General features: G+C 71.5%; 17 protein-coding genes and 1 pseudogene. 10 read left to right on the top strand and 8 right to left on the bottom strand.

Annotated elements, in window-relative coordinates; genetic code table 11:
* Both DA075_RS04865 and DA075_RS04860 read left to right on the top strand, forming a co-directional pair.
* The gene (locus tag DA075_RS04865) at positions 1 to 735 is read left to right on the top strand and encodes a hypothetical protein (protein ID WP_099952259.1); all 735 of its coding nucleotides are present in this window, start codon (positions 1 to 3) and stop codon (positions 733 to 735) included.
* A 10-nt stretch (positions 736 to 745) separates the two neighbouring features.
* On the top strand, positions 746 to 1,492 hold the full coding sequence (locus DA075_RS04860) for a DnaJ domain-containing protein (protein WP_174800059.1): 747 nt from the start codon (positions 746 to 748) through the stop codon (positions 1,490 to 1,492).
* 172 nt (positions 1,493 to 1,664) lie between these two features.
* Here DA075_RS04860 and DA075_RS04855 read toward each other — a convergent pair whose 3' ends face one another.
* Positions 1,665 to 3,152 (bottom strand): D-alanyl-D-alanine carboxypeptidase, encoded by a 1,488-nt coding sequence (locus DA075_RS04855; protein ID WP_099956407.1) that lies wholly within the window; start codon positions 3,150 to 3,152, stop codon positions 1,665 to 1,667.
* Positions 3,153 to 3,478: 326 nt separating this feature from the next.
* Between DA075_RS04855 and DA075_RS04850 the strand changes: the two are divergent.
* The 4 genes and pseudogenes from DA075_RS04850 to DA075_RS04835 form a co-directional block, all read left to right on the top strand.
* Positions 3,479 to 3,805: pseudogene (locus tag DA075_RS04850) on the top strand (phasin family protein); the annotation flags it as partial.
* 416 nt (positions 3,806 to 4,221) lie between these two features.
* On the top strand, positions 4,222 to 4,599 hold the full coding sequence (gene clpS / locus DA075_RS04845; RefSeq protein ID WP_048433572.1) for an ATP-dependent Clp protease adapter ClpS: 378 nt from the start codon (positions 4,222 to 4,224) through the stop codon (positions 4,597 to 4,599).
* A gap of 21 nt (positions 4,600 to 4,620) precedes the next feature.
* Positions 4,621 to 7,086, top strand: coding sequence for an ATP-dependent Clp protease ATP-binding subunit ClpA (clpA, locus tag DA075_RS04840; RefSeq protein WP_099952257.1), 2,466 nt, complete (start codon positions 4,621 to 4,623; stop codon positions 7,084 to 7,086).
* Between the two features lie 204 nt (positions 7,087 to 7,290).
* Complete coding sequence (locus DA075_RS04835) at positions 7,291 to 7,563, top strand: hypothetical protein (RefSeq protein ID WP_099952256.1); 273 nt, start codon at positions 7,291 to 7,293, stop codon at positions 7,561 to 7,563.
* Positions 7,564 to 8,242: 679 nt separating this feature from the next.
* Here the strand turns inward: DA075_RS04835 and DA075_RS04830 are convergent.
* Positions 8,243 to 9,055 (bottom strand): inositol monophosphatase family protein, encoded by an 813-nt coding sequence (locus tag DA075_RS04830; RefSeq protein ID WP_099952255.1) that lies wholly within the window; start codon positions 9,053 to 9,055, stop codon positions 8,243 to 8,245.
* A 381-nt stretch (positions 9,056 to 9,436) separates the two neighbouring features.
* On the opposite strand from DA075_RS04830, the gene DA075_RS04825 reads away from it, so the two are divergent.
* The gene (locus DA075_RS04825; RefSeq protein ID WP_099952254.1) at positions 9,437 to 9,955 is read left to right on the top strand and encodes a DUF6101 family protein; all 519 of its coding nucleotides are present in this window, start codon (positions 9,437 to 9,439) and stop codon (positions 9,953 to 9,955) included.
* A 19-nt stretch (positions 9,956 to 9,974) separates the two neighbouring features.
* Here DA075_RS04825 and ubiA read toward each other — a convergent pair whose 3' ends face one another.
* Together ubiA and DA075_RS04815 are read right to left on the bottom strand one after the other, a co-directional pair.
* Entirely contained in the window at positions 9,975 to 10,916 is a 942-nt protein-coding gene (ubiA, locus tag DA075_RS04820; protein ID WP_099952253.1) for a 4-hydroxybenzoate octaprenyltransferase, read from the bottom strand.
* Between the two features lie 55 nt (positions 10,917 to 10,971).
* Positions 10,972 to 11,457, bottom strand: coding sequence for a hypothetical protein (locus tag DA075_RS04815; protein ID WP_099952252.1), 486 nt, complete (start codon positions 11,455 to 11,457; stop codon positions 10,972 to 10,974).
* A gap of 272 nt (positions 11,458 to 11,729) precedes the next feature.
* On the opposite strand from DA075_RS04815, the gene DA075_RS04810 reads away from it, so the two are divergent.
* Both DA075_RS04810 and DA075_RS04805 read left to right on the top strand, forming a co-directional pair.
* Positions 11,730 to 12,503, top strand: coding sequence for a 16S rRNA (uracil(1498)-N(3))-methyltransferase (locus DA075_RS04810; RefSeq protein ID WP_099952251.1), 774 nt, complete (start codon positions 11,730 to 11,732; stop codon positions 12,501 to 12,503).
* Positions 12,504 to 12,658: 155 nt separating this feature from the next.
* Complete coding sequence (locus DA075_RS04805; RefSeq protein ID WP_099952250.1) at positions 12,659 to 13,795, top strand: carboxylate-amine ligase; 1,137 nt, start codon at positions 12,659 to 12,661, stop codon at positions 13,793 to 13,795.
* A gap of 342 nt (positions 13,796 to 14,137) precedes the next feature.
* On the opposite strand, the gene pucL is transcribed toward DA075_RS04805, so the two are convergent.
* On the bottom strand, positions 14,138 to 14,974 hold the full coding sequence (pucL, locus tag DA075_RS04800; protein ID WP_099952249.1) for a factor-independent urate hydroxylase: 837 nt from the start codon (positions 14,972 to 14,974) through the stop codon (positions 14,138 to 14,140).
* A gap of 24 nt (positions 14,975 to 14,998) precedes the next feature.
* Complete coding sequence (locus DA075_RS04795; protein WP_099952248.1) at positions 14,999 to 16,399, bottom strand: nucleobase:cation symporter-2 family protein; 1,401 nt, start codon at positions 16,397 to 16,399, stop codon at positions 14,999 to 15,001.
* A 269-nt stretch (positions 16,400 to 16,668) separates the two neighbouring features.
* Here DA075_RS04795 and rnhA point away from each other — a divergent pair, with 269 nt between their 5' ends.
* The gene (gene rnhA / locus DA075_RS04790; protein WP_099952247.1) at positions 16,669 to 17,382 is read left to right on the top strand and encodes a ribonuclease HI; all 714 of its coding nucleotides are present in this window, start codon (positions 16,669 to 16,671) and stop codon (positions 17,380 to 17,382) included.
* A gap of 146 nt (positions 17,383 to 17,528) precedes the next feature.
* Here rnhA and DA075_RS04785 read toward each other — a convergent pair whose 3' ends face one another.
* Positions 17,529 to 19,865: an MHYT domain-containing protein gene (locus DA075_RS04785; protein ID WP_099952246.1), complete on the bottom strand. Its 2,337-nt coding sequence runs from the start codon at positions 19,863 to 19,865 to the stop codon at positions 17,529 to 17,531.
* Between the two features lie 165 nt (positions 19,866 to 20,030).
* The gene (locus DA075_RS04780; RefSeq protein ID WP_099952245.1) at positions 20,031 to 21,074 is read right to left on the bottom strand and encodes an aldo/keto reductase; all 1,044 of its coding nucleotides are present in this window, start codon (positions 21,072 to 21,074) and stop codon (positions 20,031 to 20,033) included.
* Positions 21,075 to 21,151 lie beyond the last annotated feature (77 nt).

Genomic DNA, 21,151 nt, shown 5'->3' with positions numbered 1-21,151 from the left:
ATGGGCGGTTCGGGCCGCGACCTCGACCCGGCGCGGGGCGGCGCCATCGACGCCTTCCTGGAGACGGCGCGGCAGGTCGCCTCGCCCTCGTCCGACGCGCCGCGGCTGATCTTCGCCCTCGACGCCACGATGAGCCGGCAGCCGACCTGGGACCTCGCCTGCGGGGTCCAGGCCGGCATGTTCGAGGCGACCGCCCGGCTCGGCGGCCTCGCCGTGCAGCTCGTCTACTTCCGCGGATTGGACGAGTGCCGGGCCTCGCGCTTCGTCGCCGACGCCCGCGCGCTCACCGGCCTGATGCGGGGCGTGGCCTGCCTGGGCGGCCGGACCCAGATCGGCCGGGTGCTGCGGCACGCCCGCAACGAGGCCGGGCGCGGCCCGGTCAAAGCCCTGGTGCTGGTCGGTGACGCGATCGAGGAGGACATCGACGACCTCTGCGGCGTCGCGGGCGAACTCGGCCTCCTCGGTCTGCCGGCCTTCTGCTTCCATGAGGGGCCCGATTCCGCGGTGGCGGCGGGATTTTCCGAGATCGCCCGGCTCAGCGGCGGCGCCTCGGCGCGCTTCGACCTCGCGGCGCCCGACGTGCTGGCGGCGCTCCTGCGCGCCGCGGCGATCTACGCCACACGGGGACTCGACGGATTGCGCCTCGCCGCGCATGAGGATGCGGCGGCGCGCCGGCTCCTCGCCGGCATGACCGGCCGGTCAACACGGCGTCCCGACGCCCGAGATCGAGAGTGACGTATAACGGATGATCGCCCTCGGCCTCGGTGTCCTGGTCCTCGTCGGCCTGTGGTGGCTCGGCCGCCACTACGCGACGGCCAACCCCGCGACGATCGCGCGGGTGATCCGCCAGGCCGGCGGCTGGCTGGCCCTGGCGGCGGCGGCCTTCCTGTTCCTGCGCGGGCGCTTCGACATGGCCGGCGCGCTCGGCCTCGGCGGCGCCTGGCTGCTCGGGTGGCGTCAGGGCGCTCCCCTGCCCTTCGGCCTCGGCAAGCAGGGACTCGGCCGGTTCGGCCTCGGGACCGCCGCCCCCCGCGCGGACGCCGTCTCGCGCGTGCGCTCCGCCATGCTCGAGATGGAGCTCGACCACGCGAGCGGCGCGATGCGCGGCACGGTGCTGACGGGGCCGCTGGCGGGCCAGGCCCTCGACGGCCTGGGCCTGCCGCGCCTCGTCGCGTTGCTCGCCGAGTGCCGCGCCGGCGACCCGGACGGTGCCCGCCTGCTAGAGGCTTATCTGGACCGCCGGTTTGCCGGATGGCGCATAGACGCTCAGGCTGATCGCGACCCGCGGACGGGCGGCGCGGCGCAGCCAGGGCCGATGACGGAGGAGGAGGCCTATCAGATCCTGGGGCTTCAGCGCGGGGCGCCCCTCGAGGAGGTGCGCCGGGCGCACCGGACCCTGATGAAGCGGCTTCACCCGGACCAGGGTGGGTCCGACTACCTGGCGGCCCGCGTCAACGCGGCCAAGGACTTTCTGCTCAACCGACATCGCTGATACTCCACGCGCGTGTCGACGAAGCCGCGGCAGGGACGCGCCGCGGCGGGGGATATTGTTCTCAGTGTTGACGAATCGGGCGCGGGATCCCCTCTCGCGTGTGGGAGAGGGGGGACCCGCGCCTCTTCCTTGTAGCGGACAGCCCTACCCTCCCGGGCAGGGGAACCTCATGCTAGCTCCGGGTCGCGAAGCAGGTGAAGCCGTTGCGCTTGAGGGCGCGGCAGGCGTCCTGCGCGGCCTCCGCCTCGGAGAAGCCGGAGAAGCGGGCACGGTAGAGCGTGGTGCCGCCATGGGTCACCCGCTCGGTGAAGGGCGCGGCCTTCGCCAGCGACCCGCCGCTGCGCTGGCGCGCCTCGGCGAGCATCGACTTCGCCTTGCCTTCGTCGTCCATGGCGCCGAGCTGGATCACCCAGGGCGTCACGGTGACGGGCTTGGCCGCCGGAGCCGCGGCCTCGCGCGGGGCCGGCGCCCGGGCCTCGCCGGGCTCGGAGGCCGGAAGGCGCGAGGCGTATTTGCCGTTGGCGGCCGGGAAGGCCGCCGTGGCGGCGGGGGCGTAGGCCTGGGCGCTCGCCGGCACGGCGCCGGCCGCACCCGCCCGCCACTTCGGCGCGGATTGCGGCGTGGCGCCGCCGCGGGGCGCGATGTCGAGGGGCTGGCCGGTGGAGTTCGTGGTCTCGATCGCCTCGTCGTCGTCGGCGGAGGCCACGAGGGTGCGGGTCGCGACCGGGCGTTCGGCCACCACGGCGGGGCGCGGCCGCTCGGCCACCTCGACCACCGGGGCCGCGGTGCGGGCGCCCGCATAGGCCACCGGCAGGTTGGACTGGACGAGCTTGGCCATGATGTTGTCGCGGCTCGCCACCGACTTGCCGCCGAGCACCACCGCCACGATGTGGCGGTCGCCGGTGCGGGCCGAGGTCATCAGGTTGAAGCCCGAATCGCGCGTGTAGCCGGTCTTGATGCCGTCGACGCCCTCGACCCGGCCGAGCAGGTGGTTGTGGTTGCCGATCACCCGGCCCTTGAAGGCGAAGGAGCGGGTCTGGAAGTAGCGGTAATATTTCGGGAAGCGGTCCTGGATGGCGCGGGCCAGGATCGTCAGGTCGCGGGCGGTGGTGATCTGGTCGGAATCGGGCAGGCCCGAGGCATTGGCGTAGTGGGTGCGCGTCATCCCGAGGGCGTGCGCCTTGCGGGTCATCATCTCGGCGAAGGCGGCTTCCGAGCCAGCGATGTTCTCGCCGATGGCGCAGGCGATGTCGTTGGCCGACTTCGTCACCAGCGCCTTGATCGCCTCCTCCACCGTCACGGTCGAGCCCGGCCGCACGCCGAGCTTGGAAGGCGGCATCCGGGCGGCGTTGGCCGAGACCGTCAGCGGGGTGTCGAGGTCCATCTTGCCGCGCTCGAGCTGCTCGAACAGCAGGTAGAGCGTCATCACCTTGGTGATCGAGGCCGGGTGGCGCAGGGCGTCCTCGTTGACCGCATGCATCACGCGGCCGGTCTTGGCGTCGACGACCATCGCGGCGTAGGGCGGATTGTAGCCTCCGCCGCCGCCGTGATGGGCGCGCCGGCGCGCCTCGGCGGGCGAGGCGGTGAGCGCCGTCAGCACCGCCGCGGCGGCGAGCACGGCCGGCAGCGCGGGTCCAGATTGGCCGTGAACGCAACGCATCACGCACATACCCCGTTCGACTGAAGGGGGCGCCTGCGACGGAGGCGGCGCCCTCGAACCGATGGCGCCCCGCGAAGACGGCGTGGCGCAGCGGCATCACTGTCAATCAGGCTAGGGAGGCGCGGTTACGCCCCGGTTAATCGGGCGCAAATTCCGATGCTCGAATTTGCTCATTGTGCGACGCACAATAACCCTTGACGGATTTTGTGCGGTGCACATATTGCAGGCCAGCGGGGCGCGACGCGCGGGTGCCCTGCCGAAGCCCTGAACGCCGCGCGAGGAGGGGCGCCCCCCTGAGGCGCCGCCACACCATGAACCAGCAGAACATCAGCCAGCAGGCCGAGGCGGCCCAGAAGTTCGGCAAGGACAGCATGGACGCGATGCTGCGCAGCTTCGGCACCCTGTCGAAGGCCAGCCAGGCGATCACCGTCGAGGCGACGGACTTCGCCAAGCAGTCCTTCGAGCACGGCACCGCCACCCTCGAGAAGCTCGCCGGCGTGCGCTCGCTCGACAAGGCGCTCGAGATCCAGACCGAGTACATGAAGACCTCGTACGAGCGTCTCGTGGCCCAGACCACCAAGATGACCGAGCTCTACCAGAACCTCGCCAAGGAGATGGCGAAGCCGTTCGAGGGCTTCGTCGCCAAGGCGCAGGAGCAGGCGTTCAAGGCCCAGGACCGCGCCTTCGCCACGGCCAAGGACGGCCTGAAGAAGGTCGAGGACGAGTCCCACAAGATCCAGGACGCCGCGTAAGCCACGCGCCGCGCGAGGGCGGACGGCCTCGCCGGGTCCCCTTTTGGGGGTTCCGCGTCGGGGCCGCCGCTCCACCATCGAGACCGCGACCGGCACGGGATCCCGTGCCGGTCGCACGCGTTTTCAGGGCCCCGCGAGAGGCTTGCACGACAAGAGCGCGCAGCCGACTGGCGAAGCGACGGCTCGGCCTATAGATTAGGCTCGGCACCGGCAGCCGACGTGATAGGCTGCCGTCCCGCATCACCGCCCAAGCCCCCCGGCAGAGGGAGGCCGGTGCGGTTCGGCGCGGTCGCCAGAGCGAGGTCGGTACGATTCAGATGGCTCAGGTCCCGAGGCAGGGAGAACCCTCCACCAGGCCGGTCGCGGCCAATCCCCGCGCACCCGGGAACGGCGACGGGCGATCGGGAACGGCCGTGATCACGCGGACGAAGCCGCGCACCAAGCGGCCCAATCTCTATCGCGTGCTGCTCCTCAACGACGACTACACCCCGATGGAATTCGTCGTCCACGTGGTCGAGCGCTTCTTCAACAAGTCGCGCGAGGACGCGACCCGCATCATGCTGCACGTCCACCAGAACGGCGTCGGCGAGTGCGGCATATTCACCTACGAGGTCGCCGAGACCAAGGTGACGCAGGTCATGGACTTTGCGCGGAAACATCAACATCCTCTGCAATGCGTCATGGAAAAGAAATAGGCACCAGCAAAGAGGCCCGCTTTGCCCAGCTTCTCACGCAGCCTTGAACAAGCTCTTCACCGCGCCCTGGCGCTCGCCGGCGAGCGCCGGCACGAATACGCCACGCTCGAGCATCTCCTGCTGGCCCTGGTCGACGACCAGGACGCGGCTGCGGTCATGCGGGCCTGCAACGTCGATGTCGACCTGCTGAAGCGCAATCTCGTCGAGTACATCGACACGGAACTCGCCAACCTCACGGGCGACGGCCGGCAGGACGCGAAGCCCACCGCGGGCTTCCAGCGCGTGATCCAGCGCGCGGTGATCCACGTGCAGTCCTCGGGCCGCGAGGAGGTCACCGGCGCCAACGTGCTGGTGGCGATCTTCGCCGAGCGCGAGAGCCACGCCGCCTACTTCCTGCAAGAGCAGGACATGACCCGCTACGACGCGGTCAACTACATCAGCCACGGCATCGCCAAGCGCCCCGGCCTGTCCGAGGGCAAGCCGGTGCGCGGCGCCGACGAGGACGGCCCGGCCGAGCGCCCGAGCGCGTCCGAGGACGAGCGCGGCGGCCAGAAGAAGAAGGGCGACGCCCTCGACGCCTACTGCGTCAACCTCAACAAGAAGGCCCGCGAGGGCAAGATCGATCCGCTGATCGGCCGCGAGAACGAGGTCCAGCGCACGATCCAGGTGCTCTGCCGCCGGCAGAAGAACAACCCGCTGCTGGTGGGCGACCCCGGCGTCGGCAAGACCGCGATCGCCGAGGGCCTGGCGCGCAAGATCATCCAGCACGAGGTGCCGGAGGTCCTGGCCGACGCGACCGTGTTCTCCCTCGACATGGGCACGCTGCTCGCCGGCACCCGCTACCGGGGCGACTTCGAGGAGCGCCTCAAGCAGGTGATGAAGGAGATCGAGGCGCATCCCAACGCCATCATGTTCATCGACGAGATCCACACGGTGATCGGCGCCGGTGCGACCTCGGGCGGCGCGATGGATGCCTCGAACCTCCTGAAGCCGGCTCTGGCCTCCGGCTCCTTACGCTGCATCGGCTCGACCACCTACAAGGAGTACCGCCAGTACTTCGAGAAGGACCGAGCCCTGGTCCGCCGCTTCCAGAAGATCGACGTCAACGAGCCGTCGATCCCGGACGCGATCGAGATCCTCAAAGGCCTGCGCCCGTCCTTCGAGGAGTTCCACAAGCTCAAGTACACGACCGAGGCCGTGAAGGCCGCGGTCGAGCTGTCGGCCCGCTACATCAACGACCGCAAGCTGCCGGACAAGGCGATCGACGTGATCGACGAGACCGGCGCCTCGCAGATGCTGGTGCCGGAGGGGCGGCGCAAGCGGACGATCGGCGTGAAGGAGATCGAGGCGACCATCGCCACGATGGCCCGCATCCCCCCGAAGACCGTCTCGAAGGACGACGCGGAGGTGCTCGCCCACCTCACCGACAACCTGAAGCGGGTGGTCTACGGCCAGGACGCCGCCATCGACGCGCTGACCGCCTCGATCAAGCTCGCCCGGGCCGGCCTGCGCGATCCCGACAAGCCGATCGGCGCCTACCTGTTCGCCGGCCCGACCGGCGTCGGCAAGACGGAAGCGGCCAAGCAGCTCGCCTCCAGCCTCGGCGTCGAGATGCTGCGCTTCGACATGTCGGAATACATGGAGCGGCACACCGTCTCGCGGCTGATCGGTGCCCCTCCGGGCTATGTCGGCTTCGACCAGGGCGGCCTCCTCACCGACGGCATCGACCAGCACCCGCATTGCGTGCTGCTGCTCGACGAGATCGAGAAGGCCCACCCGGACCTGTTCAACATCCTGCTGCAGGTGATGGACCACGGCAAGCTGACCGACCATAACGGCAAGCAGGTCGATTTCCGCAACGTCATCATCATCATGACGACGAATGCGGGCGCGGCCGACCTCGCCAAGGCGGCGTTCGGCTTCACGCAGAACAAGCGCACCGGCGACGACCAGGAGGCGATCAACCGCCTGTTCGCCCCGGAATTCCGCAACCGCCTCGACGCGACCGTGTCCTTCGGCCACCTGCCGAAGGAGGTGGTGGCCAAGGTCGTCGACAAGTTCGTGCTTCAGCTCGAGGCGCAGCTCGCCGACCGCAACGTCACGATCGAGCTCTCCGACGAGGCGCGGGACTGGCTGGTCGAGAACGGCTACGACGAGGCCATGGGCGCCCGCCCGATGGCCCGCCTGATCCAGTCGACCATCAAGACCCCGCTCGCCGACGAGGTGCTGTTCGGCAAGCTCAAGGACGGCGGCGCCGTCCGGGTGATCGTCAAGCGGCCCGACGGCGAGAAGCCGAGCCTCGGCTTCGTCTTCCCGGCCGGCCCGGTGACGCCGCGTCCCGAGAAGGACGTGACCATCGCGGCCAAGAAGGCGGCGAAGAAGCAGAAGCGCCCCCGCGCCGCGCCGAAGAAGCCGAAGGACGGCGGCTCGGGCGGCGGCGAGGGCGGGGTCCGCACGGTGCCGAAGGTGCCGCTGGTCCGGGCCTGACGCGAGCCAGGGATCGAGGGCACCCCCTCGATCCCCGGCCGCCTCCCGTGTATGAGGCTCTTAAGACGCGCGCATCCCGGCGGGGGCCTCCCCGCCGGGATGCGCATTTGAGGCCCCGCCCGCCCTCGCGGCGCCCCGGGCCCCCCGTGACGGATGCGCGAGGGCTTTCAAGGCCCCGCGCCCAGGAAGCGTGAGACGATCTCCATGAGCGGTGATCTGAACGAGGGGCCGCTGGCCCCGGCCGCGACGGTGACCCCGCCCTCCCCGAAGCTGACGGGGCGCGAGAAGCGGCGCCAGCGCCGCCGCCGCCGCAAGATCGGCGAGGAGATTTTGGGCTGGATCCTGGTGCCGGTGATCCTGTTCGCCTGCTACTGGTCGGTCAATGCCGGCTTTGCCTTCTTCGGGACGACGCCGAGCGCCGTGTTCGACCAGCTGAAGCAGGTGAAGACGCAGCTGGAGAAGCGGGAAGCGCGGTAGGATTGGCTGTGATCCGCTTGACCGCGGCGAGCGGCCACGAAGGCATCGAGGGCTCGGTGGGGTGACGGCCTGACCGGGTGAATGGGTTCAGGCTCACGATCGTCCCCGGCATGCCGGCCACCCCCGCCACACCCGCTGCCGCCGGATCGTGACACCCTCCCTGCCCTGCTGGCCGTGATGCTGCGCGACGAGGATCTCTGCATCATCGCGCGCGCCGATTACGGCTGGCAGGCCGATGAGCATCTCGCCGCCCTGCGCCACTTGGTGCATGACCGGGAACTCGACCTCGGCGCCTGGGTGCCGAGCGAGGTTCTGGAGCAGGCCCGCGGACGGTCCCGATCGGGTGCAGGGGCCTCGACGTCGCGCCTTTGCCTGCATGGTGCTCTTGCGCGCCATCTGCCGGAAGGAGAACGGCGACTATCTGACGGGGATCGAGGACACCCTCATCCACTTGGTCGACAGCCTGTCCGCACTCGACCGCGCCACGCCGTAATCCGATGCCGTATGGGTCGACGGGCCGGCCGCCGCGTTCCTGGTGTCGATCATCCCCCATCTGCCGTCGAACGCGGACAACCTCGCGGCGTTCTTCGGTGTCGCCCTGCTCTGGTTCGCGCTCGCCGCGGAGGGGCCGGACGATGCGCTCGTCGCCCTCCCCGACTGCACCCGGCCGCAGCCTTGTTCAGGCCAGTCCCGCCAGCACCGCCTCCCGCAGGGCCTGCGGCAGCGCCACCAGCTCGCCATGGATCGGCTCGCGCCGGTTGTAGACCGGAACGCTGCCGTCGAGGCCGAGCACCGCCCCGCCCGCCTCGCGCAGGATCAGGTCGGCGCCGGCGAGATCCCAGTCGCGGGCATCCGAGGAGACCAGCCCGACATCGACCAGCCCTTCCGCCACCCGCACGAGGCGCAGGGCCAGCGACGGGATTCGGGGCAGCCGCACCAGGGCGCCGGGCGTGCCGGACAGGCCGCTCTGGCGCTCGAGCCGGTCGGCCATCGGCTTCGGGCCGGTGACCCGGGCGCTCGCCAGGCTCGCCTGGGCGGAAACCCGGATCGGCACCCCGTCCTTCGTCGCCCCCTCCCCGGCCACGGCCTCGTAGAGGGTCGCGGTGACCGGCGCGGCGACGTGGCCGAGCACCGGCTCGCCACGGGCCAGGAGCGCCACGGCGATCGACCAGTCGGGATCGCCCGACAGGAAGGCGCGGGTGCCGTCGATCGGATCGACGATCCAGACGAGGTCGTGGGCGAGGCGGATGGGATCGTCGCGGGTCTCCTCCGAGAGCCAAGCGGCGCCGGGGATCAGCTCGCTCAGGCGCACCTTCAGGAAGGCGTCCACCGTCACGTCGGCTTCCGTCACCGGCGAGCCGCCGGCCTTGCTCCAGACCCGGGCGCTGGTGCGCTCGCCCTGGCGGAAATACGGCAGCGCCAGGAGAGCGGCCTCGCGGATGATTGCCCGGACCTGAGGCAGGGTGGCGCGCACGTCGTCGGAGAGAGGCATGGTCGGCCGCCGAAGGTTCGAGGAGAGCGCCCGGCGAACCCGCGGCGGGCACGGGTCGAGCACGGAGCGGGATTGCCATCCGTTGTAGGGCCCCCCACCCGGCGCCACAAGGACGCCGCGCCGATACCGCGGCGCCGGCGATGCCGCATTGTCTTAGCGAAGCCTTTCGCCCCGCTGTGATGCCGTGTACTGGCGGTGAACGATAAATGAATCGCGTCGGGACAAGGATCCGTTGAGCATTCGGCGCAGATGCGCCGTCACAACCATCGCTTAACGCTGCCTTTTAAGGCGTTCTGAGCCGGGGGCGGTCCAAAGTCCTGACAACAGCGGACGACACGACAGAGGTCGCCGCCTCTCGCGGACAGGGCGTCGAGCAGAACCATGATCACCCGATTCCCCTCTTCCAACCGTCAGGCCGCCCGTCGCGATGTCGGGCTCCCCGTCATCCATCGCGGCCCGGTCCAGGCCGAGCCGTCGGCGCTGCCGATCGTCGGCCGCCTGCCCGGCGGCAGCGCCGCCGGTAGCCTCGCGCTCTGCCTCGACGGCGACGCCAGCGACGCCGCCGGCGAGGACCGCTTCGCCGTGATGCTCCTCGACCGAAGCGGCGACCCGCTCATGCGGGTCGGCCTCTACGGCGACGACGAGGTGGTGGCGGTGTGGCGCCGGCTCGGCGCCGAATCGGGCCTGCCCCTGGTGGTGATCCAGGAGGACGGCGCGGTCTCCCCGATGGGCCAGCAGATCGGCCGGGTGAAGCTCGGCGCGGTGCGCATCCGCCGCCGGCACGGCCTTCTGAACCACCGCCGGCCGCGCTTCCTCACCCGCCGCAAGACCGGCCGCCTGCCGCTGCGCCCCCTGGTCTACCGCGACGAGGCGCTGATGACCGAGGGCGAGCGCGTCTGAGGCCGCGCATGAGCGATGGTTACATCAAACCTTGCCAGAGCGCGTCGAGGGTGAGGCCGATGAACAGGATCAGCCCCGCATCGCGGTTGGCGCGAAACAGCCGCAACGCCTCCGCGCCGTCGCGCGGATCGAGCCGCCCGACCTGCCAGGCGAGGTGGCCGGCGAACAGCGCGAGACCGGCGAGCCCGATCGGGCCGGCCCCGGCCCCGGACAGGGCGAGACCGATGAACAGGACGCAAGCCAGGAAACAGGCCGCCACCGCGAGCCGCACCCAGGCGCCGAAGAAGCGGGCCGAGGACTTGATGCCGGCGATCTCGTCGTCCTCGATGTCCTGCACCGCGTAGATCGTGTCGTAGCCGATCACCCACGCGATGGCGCCGGCATAGAGCCAGTAGGCCGGGGCGTCGAGGCGGCCGAACAGGGCGACCCAGCCCATGAGCGCGCCCCACGCGAAGGCGAGGCCGAGCACCAGCTGCGGCACCGGTATCACCCGCTTCATGAACGGGTAGATGGCGACGGGCGCGAGCGAGGCGAGGCCGACGAGGATCGCCGTCTTGTTGAATTGCAGCAGCACCGCGAGGCCGACCAGGGCCTGCACAATCAAGAAGATCAGGGCATGGCGCACGCGGACCCGCCCGGAAGGCAGCGGCCGCAGGCGGGTGCGCTCGACGCGGGCGTCGAGGTCGCGGTCGGCGATGTCGTTATAGGTCGAGCCCGCTCCCCGCATCGCCACGGCGCCGATCAGGAACAGCGTGAGATGCCACAGGCTCGGGCCCGGCTGGCCCGCCGCGATGGCGGCGAGCGCCGCCGACCACCAGCATGGCAGCAGCAGCAGCCACCAGCCGATCGGCCGCTCGATGCGGGCGAGGCGCAGGTAGGGGCGCACGGCCGCGGGGGCGTGCCGGTCGACCCAGTGCCCGGTGACTGCGTCGGCGACCGGACGATCGGGGGCGGAAGTCATGCCTGCGCGCGTCTGGCCTGAATGCGACGTCCCGACGCCGCCATCGGCATGCGGCTCACAGCGCGCCCTGTGGCACCCGGAAGCTGCCGGTCAGGCCGGGACCGCCGAGGAGGCCGCCGCCGCCCCCGCCCTGCTGCTGCTGCGCCGCCATGGCGCGGGCCTTCTTCTCCATCGCCGCCTGCTGCACCGCCGCCTGGCAGACCTTGGTGCGCAGGGTCGAGACCCGGCCGTGATCGGCCTTGAAGCCCTCGACGAAGGAATCCGGGATCGAGCACCAGTCCTTGTTGGCGGTGATCCACTTCAGGCCCTCGGTGCCGTTGGCCTGGAGCTTGGTGAACAGGGTGCAGGCCGCCGCCGCGGTGATCTTCGCCTTCTTGCCCTGGGAGGCGGCGTTGACCTTGCCGACGATGTCCTTGCGCTCGGTCAAGGTCTTCTGGATCGTCGTGCAATCGGCGCCCTGAGCCTGGGCGGCCCCGCCGAGGAGCGTCGCGCCGAGCAGGCTTCCGGCCAGCGCCGCCACGGTCACACGCATGCGAGTCATCTCCCAATCCCCCAATGCTCCGGCCCCGAATGGTCTGGCCCCGAAATGTCCGGTCTTCCGCCGGTCCGGCCGCACTCTCGGCGGCGGTCCCGACATACGTAAGAATCCCTTGCCGCTCCCGGCCTCGTAGCGCTTTCTGCACAGGAATGTGGCGCCTTCATGCGGGAGGCGGGCTTCGGCAACCCTCCGGCCACGGTCGCGGCCCCGTGTGGCACAGGCGCCACAGCCCGGACGATTGACATCCCGCCCCCATCTCGGCGAGCAGGACCGCCATGGCGGCCTACGATTTCAACGCTCCCCGGCTCTTCCTCGACATCCCCCTGCACGAGGGCGCGCGGCATACCCTCGACCGGGCCCAGGCCAATTACCTGCTCTCGGTGCTGCGCCGCGACGCGGGCGAGCCGGTGCTGGTGTTCAACGGCCGCGACGGCGAGTGGCGCGCCGAGATCGCGCCCACCGGCCGCAAGGCGGCGGACCTGGTGCTGCGGGGCCAGACCCGGCCCCAGACGCCGGCGGGCGACCTGCACTACCTGTTCGCCCCGCTCAAGGCGGCCCGCCTCGACTACGTCGCCCAGAAGGCGGTGGAGATGGGCGCGAGCCTGATCCACCCGGTGGTGACGCGGCGCACGCAGGGCGACCGGATCAAGCTCGACAAGCTGCGCGCCAACGCGATCGAGGCCGCCGAGCAATGCGGGATCCTGAGCCTGCCGGAGATCCGCGACGCCGCGCCGCTCGCCGACGCCCTGGCCGGGCTCGCGCCGGAGCGCCTGCTGGTGTTCTGCGACGAGGATGCGCCGGTGGCCGATCCGGTCGCGGCGTTGCGGCAGGCCGCCGCGGCGACCGGATCCGGGAACGGCACCGTTCCGCTCGCCGTTGTGATCGGACCGGAGGGGGGGTTCACGCCGGAGGAGCGCACCCTGATCGGAGATCGTCCCAACACCGTCCGCCTCTCCCTCGGCCCACGGATCCTGCGCGCCGATACCGCCGCCGTGGCGGTGCTCGCCCTGGTCCAGGCCGTGCTCGGCGACGGGCGGCGAGGCGCCTGACGAGGGGCCTGATCCGCCCCGTCCCGCGGCGGCGCCCGGTCGGGCTCGCGCCGCAATTCCAAGCTCTGATCGCCGAGCCGCCCTGCGGGCGTGAGCCGAGTCGCGGCTCGCGGCCGTCGGCGCGTCGCGGCCCGCTGTGTCCGGAGGTGTTGCGTATGCGAGCGGAATTCGACGTCTGCCTCGAGGAGGAGGTGTTCATCAACGATGCGGGCAAGCGCGACGCCGCCCGGGCCCGCACCCGCGATTTCCTGGCCGCCTGCCGGGCCGAATACCCGCAGGTGCGCACCGAACTGATGGAGCCGCAGCTCGTCTGGGCGATCGAGCCGGTGAGCGACCTCGGCGAGGCGCGACACGCCCTCGCCGCCCTCCGCAGCGGCCTCGGCGCGCTCGCCGCCGCCCGCGGCCTCGCCCTGATGGCCTCGGGCACCCATCCCCTCGCCCAGTGGAGCCGGGTGCGCCCCCGCGAGCAGGCCGCCCGCGGCCGGGTGCTGCGCGACCTCCAGATGGTCGGCAGCCGCAACGTGGTCTGCGGCCTCCGCGTCGGGGTCGAGGTGCCCCCGGGCGTGTCGCGGGTCGACCTGATGAACCGGATGCAGCCCTACCTCGCCCTGCTCCTGGCGCTCTCGACCTCCTCGCCGTTCTGGCAGGCGCAGCGCACCGGGCTCCTCGGCTACCGCCTCGCCGCCGCGCGGGAACTGCCCCGCAGCTTCCTGCCGCCGCTCTTCCGCGACGAGGCGGATTACGCCCGCTACCTCGACACGGTGATGGGGGCGGGAGCGATCGACGATCCGCGCCACGTCTGGTGGGTGATCTGCCCCTCGCCCACCGGCCCCGGCCTCGACCTGCGCGTCGCCGACAGCTGCACCCGCCTCGACGATGCGCTGGCCATCGCGGCGCTCTATCGCTGCCTGGTGCGCCGCCTCGCCCGCGAGCCGGAGCGTCACCGCGACCTCACCGGCGCCTCGCAGGCGATCGCGGCGGAGAATTGCTGGCGGGCGCAGCGCTACGGCATCCATGGCAGCTTCGTCTGCGAGACGACGCGGGCGGCGCATCCGGTGGCGACGGTGCTCGCCGACACCCTGGCGCTGGTCGCCGAGGATGCGCGGGCGCTCGGATGCGAGGCCGAGCTCGACCTCGCCCGCTGGATCGTCGCCCGCGGCACCAGCGCCGACCGCCAGCTCGCCCTGTTCACCGAGGCGCAAGGCCGCGGCCTGCCGCCCCGGGAGGCGCTGGCCGAGGTGGTGGATTGGCTCTCGGCCGAGACGGTGGGGGCGAACCCGACGCGGCATTGAGGTCCGTTCGCCCTGTTCGAGTTCCGTCCGGCACACTTTCGGCGCCGCGTCCTGGGCCACCAGGGTCGGCACCCGGAACGAGAGCGGTGCGGGAGAGGTCTGTGCTCCCGTTCAGGGAACGCAGCAACAAGGCGCAGCCGAAGCGAGGGCGAGGAGGCTCGATGCACGAGGCTCCTCCGGCAACACCCCCTCACCCTCGCCCTTCGGGTCCGCTCTGCCGGCGACAAGGTCGGCAGAGTCGTCTCCCCGCCCGCGGGGAAAGGGGAAATCCGCGCCTCATCGCTGGCCGGACAGCCTCACTCCATGCCGGGCAGCGTGCACTCCGCACCTGTCAATCCACCCTCACCGCCCCACCGTGCACTCGATCTGTCCATGCGGCTCGTCCGTCGCGATGAACACCTGGTTCGGGTTGTCGAGGCCGAACGGGCTCAGATTCGCCAGCAGGTAATGCTTGTTCGGGCAGGCGAGCGTGATCGTCGCGATCTCCGGCACCGCCTCCAGTGCCGCCATGCCCATGCGGTAGAGGCTGTCCTGAAGGCTGTGGCTGTAGCTGCCGGAAAACACCCGCAGCAGCGCATCGAGGATGCGGGTATTGGCGGCCTCGTAATCGGCGGGCTCGGCGGACCACGCCCAGGTCGCCTCCATGCTGGTGGCGGCGATGCGGTCGTGGGTCTCGGGGATCGTGGTGTAGGGATCCTTGACGTAGTCGGCCCAGCCCGATTCCGTGCTCTTCAGGAAGGTGAAGCCCGACAGGCCGGATTCCACCACCGCGCCGCTGCGGGACAATGCCACCCGGGCGAAGGGCTGGCCGTTGCCGTCGAGCGTGAAGGTGTGGGGGTGCGCCGCGCCGTCCACCGCGAGGCGGTTCCAGCGGGTCTCGTGGCCGGTGACGGTGGCGGTCTCCATCTGCGGGTAGCTGTCGAGCAGGCGTTGCGCCACCGCCCGGCAGAACGCCTCCGCCGGCAGGGCCGGGCATTCGCGGGCGACGATGTAGACCACGTTCTTGATCGTGTCGGTCGAGACGGTGGCGCTGTTGTCGGCGTGGGTGAAGGTGCGGTCGAAGGCGCCGGTCAGCATCGCCTTGACGGTCAGCTCGCGCACCTCGTGCCGGTCGCCGTCGCGGTGGACGCGCATCACCCGCACCCGGCCCTTGCCGTAGGTCTTGTGCAGCAGGGTCATCGGCTCCTCGTGCGATCCCGTGATTCAGACGTGTTCGGCGGCCGCGGCCGCCGCGGAGGCGTCCCGTCCCGCCTGCTCGGTGCTGCCCAGCCCGTTGAAGAAGGCGTTGAGCACGACCGCGGCGATCGAGGCGAGCAGGATGCCCGATTCGAGCAGCGGGTGCAGCGCGTGCGGCAGGTTGCGGAAGAAGGTCGGGGCCACCAGCGGGATCATGCCGAAGCCGACCGCGACCGCCACCACGAACTGGTTCTTCGGCTGGCCCCGGAAATCGACCGCCGTGAGGATGCGTGCGCCGGTGGCCGCCACCATGCCGAACATCACGAGGCCGGCGCCGCCGAGCACCACCTGCGGCACCGCCTCGACCAGGGCGGCCATCTTCGGCAGCAGACCGAGCGCCAGCATGATCACCCCGCCCGCCACGGTCACGGAGCGCGAGCGCACCCCCGTCACCCCGACGAGGCCGACATTCTGCGAGAACGAGGTGTACGGGAAGGTGTTGAAGAGGCCGCCCAAGAGCGTGCCGAGACCGTCGGCCCGCAGGCCGCGGGCGAGATCCGTCTGCGATACCGGCCGGCCGGTGATCTCGCCGAGCGCCAGGAACATCCCGGTCGATTCGATCATCACGACGATCATCACCACGCACATCGTGGCGATCGGCACCAGGTGGAACTCGGGCAGGCCGAAATGGAACGGCAGGACGGGGGCGAACCAGGGCGCCGCCGCGACCTTGTCGAGAGGCATCAGGCCGAGGCAGGCCGCGAGCACCGAGCCGGCGACGATGCCGAGCAGCACCGCGACGTTGGCGAGGAAGCCCCGGCCCCAACGGATCAGGCCCAGGATCGTCAGGAGGACCAGGAAGGCGATGCCGAGGCCGCCGGGCTGCGCGTAGTTCGGGTTCGGCACAGCGGCGGGCACGCCGTCGATGATCCTCGTCAGCGTCGGCTGGCCGCCGCCGGCCCAGTTGATGCCGACCCGCATCAGCGAGATGCCGATGACCAGGATGATGGTGCCGGTGACGACCGGCGGGAACAGCGGCAGGAGGCGGCTGACGAAGGGCGCGACCAGGAGGCCGAAGAGGCCGGCACCGATCACCGAGCCGTAGATGCCGAGCAGCCCGATCCCGGGCGTGGCCGCCATCGACAGCATCGGGCCGACCGCCGCGAAGGTCACGCCCATCATCACCGGCAGGCGGATGCCGACACCCGGAAATCCCGCCGACTGGATCAGGGTCGCGAGGCCGCAGGCGAACAGGTCGGCGCTGATCAGGAACGCCACCTCCTCGGGGCGTAAGCCGAGCGCCCGGCCGATGATCAGCGGCACCGCGACGGCACCCGCATACATCACCAGCACGTGCTGCAACGCCAGCGGCACGAGGCGGGCCGGCGGCAGCATCTCCTCGACGGCGTCGGCGGGATCGACTGGCATGGGGCGCGTCTCGTCTTCGGTGATCCCAGGGCAGCGCGGGCGGACCGACTGCGGCGCCTCTGCGTCGCGTCGGCGCCTCGTCATCGCGCATCCTGGATCAGCCGCAAGCGCCGTGCCAGCGCCCGCCCGGGTTGCGGAGGAGCGCGCCTGGGTATTTGTTCACCATTCCGGGCCGACACTGCCCACGCGGCCGGCAGCCCTCCCGGGGGCGGAAGCCCTCCCGAGGGGCGCGGCCGCCTTCCGTTTGTGACGTTCAGGCAAAGGCAGCCATGCGAACCATCGTGTACGCCGACGGCGGCTGCGATCCCAATCCCGGCCCGGGCGGCTGGGGCGTGGTGATCGAGGCACCGGAGGGCACCGTCGAGCTGTGCGGGGGTGATCCGCAGAGCACCAACAACCGCATGGAATTGACCGCGGCGATCCGGGCGCTGGAGCATTTCCCCGAGGGCGCGGCGATCGAGATGCGCTGCGACAGCCAGTACGTGATCAAGTCGATCACCGAGTGGATCCGCGGCTGGAAGCTCAAGGGCTGGCGCACCACCACCGGCCCGGTGAAGAACGTCGAGTTGATGCAGCGCCTCGACGAGCTGGCGGCGCGGCGCGACGTGCGCTGGGTCTGGGTGAAGGGCCATGCGGGGCACGCCGGCAACGAGCGCGCCGACCGCCTGGCCGCGCAGGGGCGGCGCCACGCCCTCGGCCTGCCGCCGCGGGCCGACATCGCGCCGGCCAGAACCCCCGTCATCGCGCCTGCCGCCTCCCCGGCCCCCGCGGCCTCGCCGTCTCCGCCCCCGGAACCGGCGCCCCGCGGCACCTCGATCCCGGTGGAGGGCGCCCTCGGTCTGCGCCTCGCCCGCGCGGCCAAGCAGGCCGGCACCACGCCGCAGGCCTATGCCGACGAGGTGCTGCGCCTCGCGCTCGATCTCGGGCCCGAGGGGCTGGCGCTGCTGCGCGAGGCGAAGGCGAGGAAGATGCCGGCGGCGTGAGCTGGAGACGGGAGCCCGCTTCGACGGTCAGCGCTTCCTGAATGGACGCATCGTGTCCGCCTCGCAGGGTCATCCCGGGCTCCGCTCCGCGGCCCCGGAATGACCTGGCGGGCAGCGGAGTCGTGAAGTGAAAGACCGGCTGCCGCTCACGCGCTCTTCGGGAACGGCACCACGGTCCCGTCCCCGCCGGCCTCCTCCGCCCCCCGCATCACCGCGTCGATCATCCGGGCGAGCGTCGCCTGGTCGTAGGGCTTGGCCAGACGCGGCAGGTGGGCCGCTTCATCCGGGGCGAAGTCGGCGTAGCCGGTGGCGAGGATCACCTTGAGGCCGGGCCGCTCGGCCGCGATGCGGGCGGCGAGCTGGAGGCCGGTCATCTCCGGCATCGCGTGGTCGGTCAGCACGAGGTCGAGGGTGCGGGCGCGGCGCATCAGCTCCAGCGCCTCCTGGCCGGAGCGGGCCTCGATCACCCGGTGGCCGAGATCCTCCAGCATCGCGGCGCTGTTCTCGAGCACCAGCGGATCGTCGTCGACGACGAGGACGACCTGGGAGGCGACGAGGCGGAGCGGAGCAGTGCGGGGCGCCGCGGCCTCTGGCTCGCCGCAAGCGGCTGCCGGCGCCGCCACCGGCAGCCAGATCTCGGCCGTGGTCCCGGCACCCGGCCGGCTGCGCAGCACCAGGCGGCCCCGCGACTGCGCCGCCAGGCCGTGCACCATCGAGAGGCCGAGGCCGGTGCCCCGGCCGACGCCCTTGGTGGTGAAGAACGGCTCCTGTGCCCGGGCCAGGGTCGCCTCGTCCATGCCGGTGCCGGTATCGGCGACCGCCAGGCAGAGCAGGGGGGCGCCCTCCCCGGCCTGGTCCTCGTGTCCAGGCTTCTCCTGGCCCAGCCGGGCCGCGATCGTGACGGTGCCGCCCTCCGGCATCGCGTCGCGGGCATTGACCACGAGGTTGAGGAGCGCGAGCTCGAGCTGGTGGGCATCGACCAGGGCCGGCGGCAGGCCGAGGGGAAAGCGCGTCTCGATCCGCACGGCCGGGCCGATCGAGCGCTGCAGCAGGTCTGACATGTTGCGCACCAGGCGCGCGAGGTCGACCGCCTCGGGCGTGAGCTCCTGGCGCCGGGCGAAGGCCAGCATCCGCTGGGTCAGGGCCGCGCCGCGCTCGGCGCCCTGCACGGCGTTGTCGAGCAGGCGCAGCAGGCGGGGATCGTCGGGCAGGCGCTTGCGGAGCAATTCCAGGCTGCCCAGTACCGCCATCAGCAGGTTGTTGAAGTCGTGGGCGACGCCGCCGGTGAGCTGGCCCACCGCCTCCATCTTCTGGGCCTGGGCCAGCGCGGCCTGCGCCTGCTCCAGGGCCGCCTGGGCCCGCTTGCGCTCGGTGACGTCGCGGGTGACCTTGGCGAAGCCGACGAGCCGGCCCTCCTCGCCGATGATCGCGTCGATCACGACGCTCGCCCAGAACCGGGTGCCGTCCCGGCGCACCCGCCAGCCCTCGGCCTCGACCTTGCCGCGTTCCGCCGCGGTGGCGAGCGCACGGGCCGGCACGCCCGCGTCCCGGTCCTCCTCGGTGTAGAAGCGCGAGAAGTGCTGACCCACGATCTCCTCGGCCTCGTAGCCCTTGATCCGGCGGGCGCCGGCATTCCAGTTCGCCACCACCCCGTCGCGGTCGAGCATGAAGATCGCGTAGTCGGTCACGCTCTGGAGGAGCAGGCGGTAGCGCTCCTCGCTGGCGCGCAACGCCGCGGCCTCGCGGGCGGCCCGCTGCGAGACGCGGCGGTCGATCGCGGCGGCGAGCAGCGCGAGGGTGAGGACCACGAAGGTCACCGCCGTGACGCCGACGGCGAGGCGAATCTGGTTGACGCCCGCCGCCCCCGCCCCGGCATGGTCCGCCCCCGCCTGATGCGAGACGTGCAGGCCCTGCATCGCCGCGTAGTGCATGCCCGCGATGGCGAGCCCCATCGCCCCGGAGGCCGCGATCCGCAGCGGGAGCCCGCTCTCGCCGAGCGCCAGCCGGATCGCCACCGTGGCGGCGCCGACCGCGATCAGCACCGAGGCGGCCGCCCAGGCCGGATCGTAGTGGAGGATGGCGGCCAGGCGGATTGCCGCCATGCCGGTATAGTGCATCGAGGCGATGCCGAGCCCGGTCACGAGGCCCGCCACCACGATGGTCCCCGGTCCCGCGCTCGGCCGCTGGGCGATGGCGAGGCCGAAGGCGGTCACGGCGACCGGAAGCGCGAGGGAGAGCAGCGTGAGGCCGAGATCGTAGGTGATCTCGAGATCCGGCAGGCGGAAGGCCAGCATCGCCACGAAGTGCATCGACCAGACGCCGCCGCCGAGCACCAGGGCCGCCGTCATCAGCCAGGCCCGCCGGGCCCAGCCGGTCGCGGCCTTCATCCGCCCCGCCAGGTCCAGCGCCACGAAGGAGGCCAGCATGGCGATCGCGATCGACAGGGAGACGAGGACGGGATCGTGGACGCCTTCATGCGCCATCTTGGACCTCGAGGCTCGCGTCGACCGCCGGACCGGGGCGGTCCACCCCCCGGCTCGACCGGACCGGGGGGCTACGAACCTCATTTCATAACGCAGCTTGTCCGCCCGCGCGATGCACGAAACGGGCGCCGCACCGTCGGATGGCCGGATCCGACGGTGGCCGGGCTACCAGGTGGTCGGCTTCGGGTTGCGCTCGTCGAAGCCCTTCTGGTGCCAGTAGGGATAGATCGGCGTTTCCTGGCTCGCCGCGTCGAGGCGGGCGATCTGGGCGGGGTCGAGGGTCCAGCCGACGGCGCCGAGATTCTGCTTCAGCTGCTCCTCGTTGCGGGCGCCGACCACGATGTTGGCGACCGTCGGGCGGCTGAGCAGCCAGTTGAGCGCCACCTGCGCCACGCTGCGCCCGGTCTCGGCGGCGAGCTCGTCGAGGACGTCGACGACGCGGAACAGGGCCTCGTCGGCGACCGGCGGGCCGCCCTCGGCGCCGCCCGACGCGATGCGGCCGCTGGTATTGGCGCCGCGGCGGATCTTGCCGGTGAGCCGGCCCCAGCCGAGCGGGCTCCACACCATCAGGGCGACGCCCTGGTCGAGGCCCAGCGGCATCAGCTCCCACTCGTAGTGCCGGCCGACCAGCGAGTAGTAGCCCTGATAGGCGACGTAGCGCGCGAGCCCGTAGCGCTCGGAGGTCGAGAGCGCCTTCATCAGCTGCCAGCCGGAGAAGTTCGAGGCGCCGATATAGCCGATCTTGCCCGCCCGTACGAGGTCGTCGAGGGCCCGCAGGGTCTCGTCGACGGGCGTGAGCGCATCGAAGCCGTGCATGAAGTAGACGTCGATATGGTCGGTGCCGAGCCGCCGCAGGCTCGCCTCGCAGGCGCGCACCAGATGGTAGCGCGACGAGCCCATGTCGTTCGGCCCTATCTCGTTCGGCCCCTCGCCCATCGGGAAGGTCGCCTTGGTGGAGATCAGCGCCCGGTTGCGCTTGCCCTTGAGCGCCTGGCCCAGGATCTCCTCGGAGGCGCCCTGCGAGTAGATGTCGGCGGTGTCGAAGAAGTTGACACCGGCCTCGAGACACAGGTCGACCATCCGGCTCGCCTCGGCGACGTCGGTCTGCCCCCAGCGCTGGAAGAATTCGTTGCTGCCCCCGAAGGTGCCGGTGCCGAGGCTCAGGACCGGAACCTTGAGGCCGGACCGTCCGAACTGCCGATATTCCATGGGTTGAGCCCTCATCTGGCACCGGGCGGCGTGCCCGGCGGTCGTGGGATGGGGGTGTCTTAGGGGGCTGGGCAGCG

It is taken from the genome of Methylobacterium currus, assembly GCF_003058325.1.
Classification (GTDB): Bacteria; Pseudomonadota; Alphaproteobacteria; order Rhizobiales; family Beijerinckiaceae; genus Methylobacterium; species Methylobacterium currus.
Note: the sequence above shows the minus strand (reverse complement) of the source record. Positions and strands in the feature narration are given on the sequence as shown.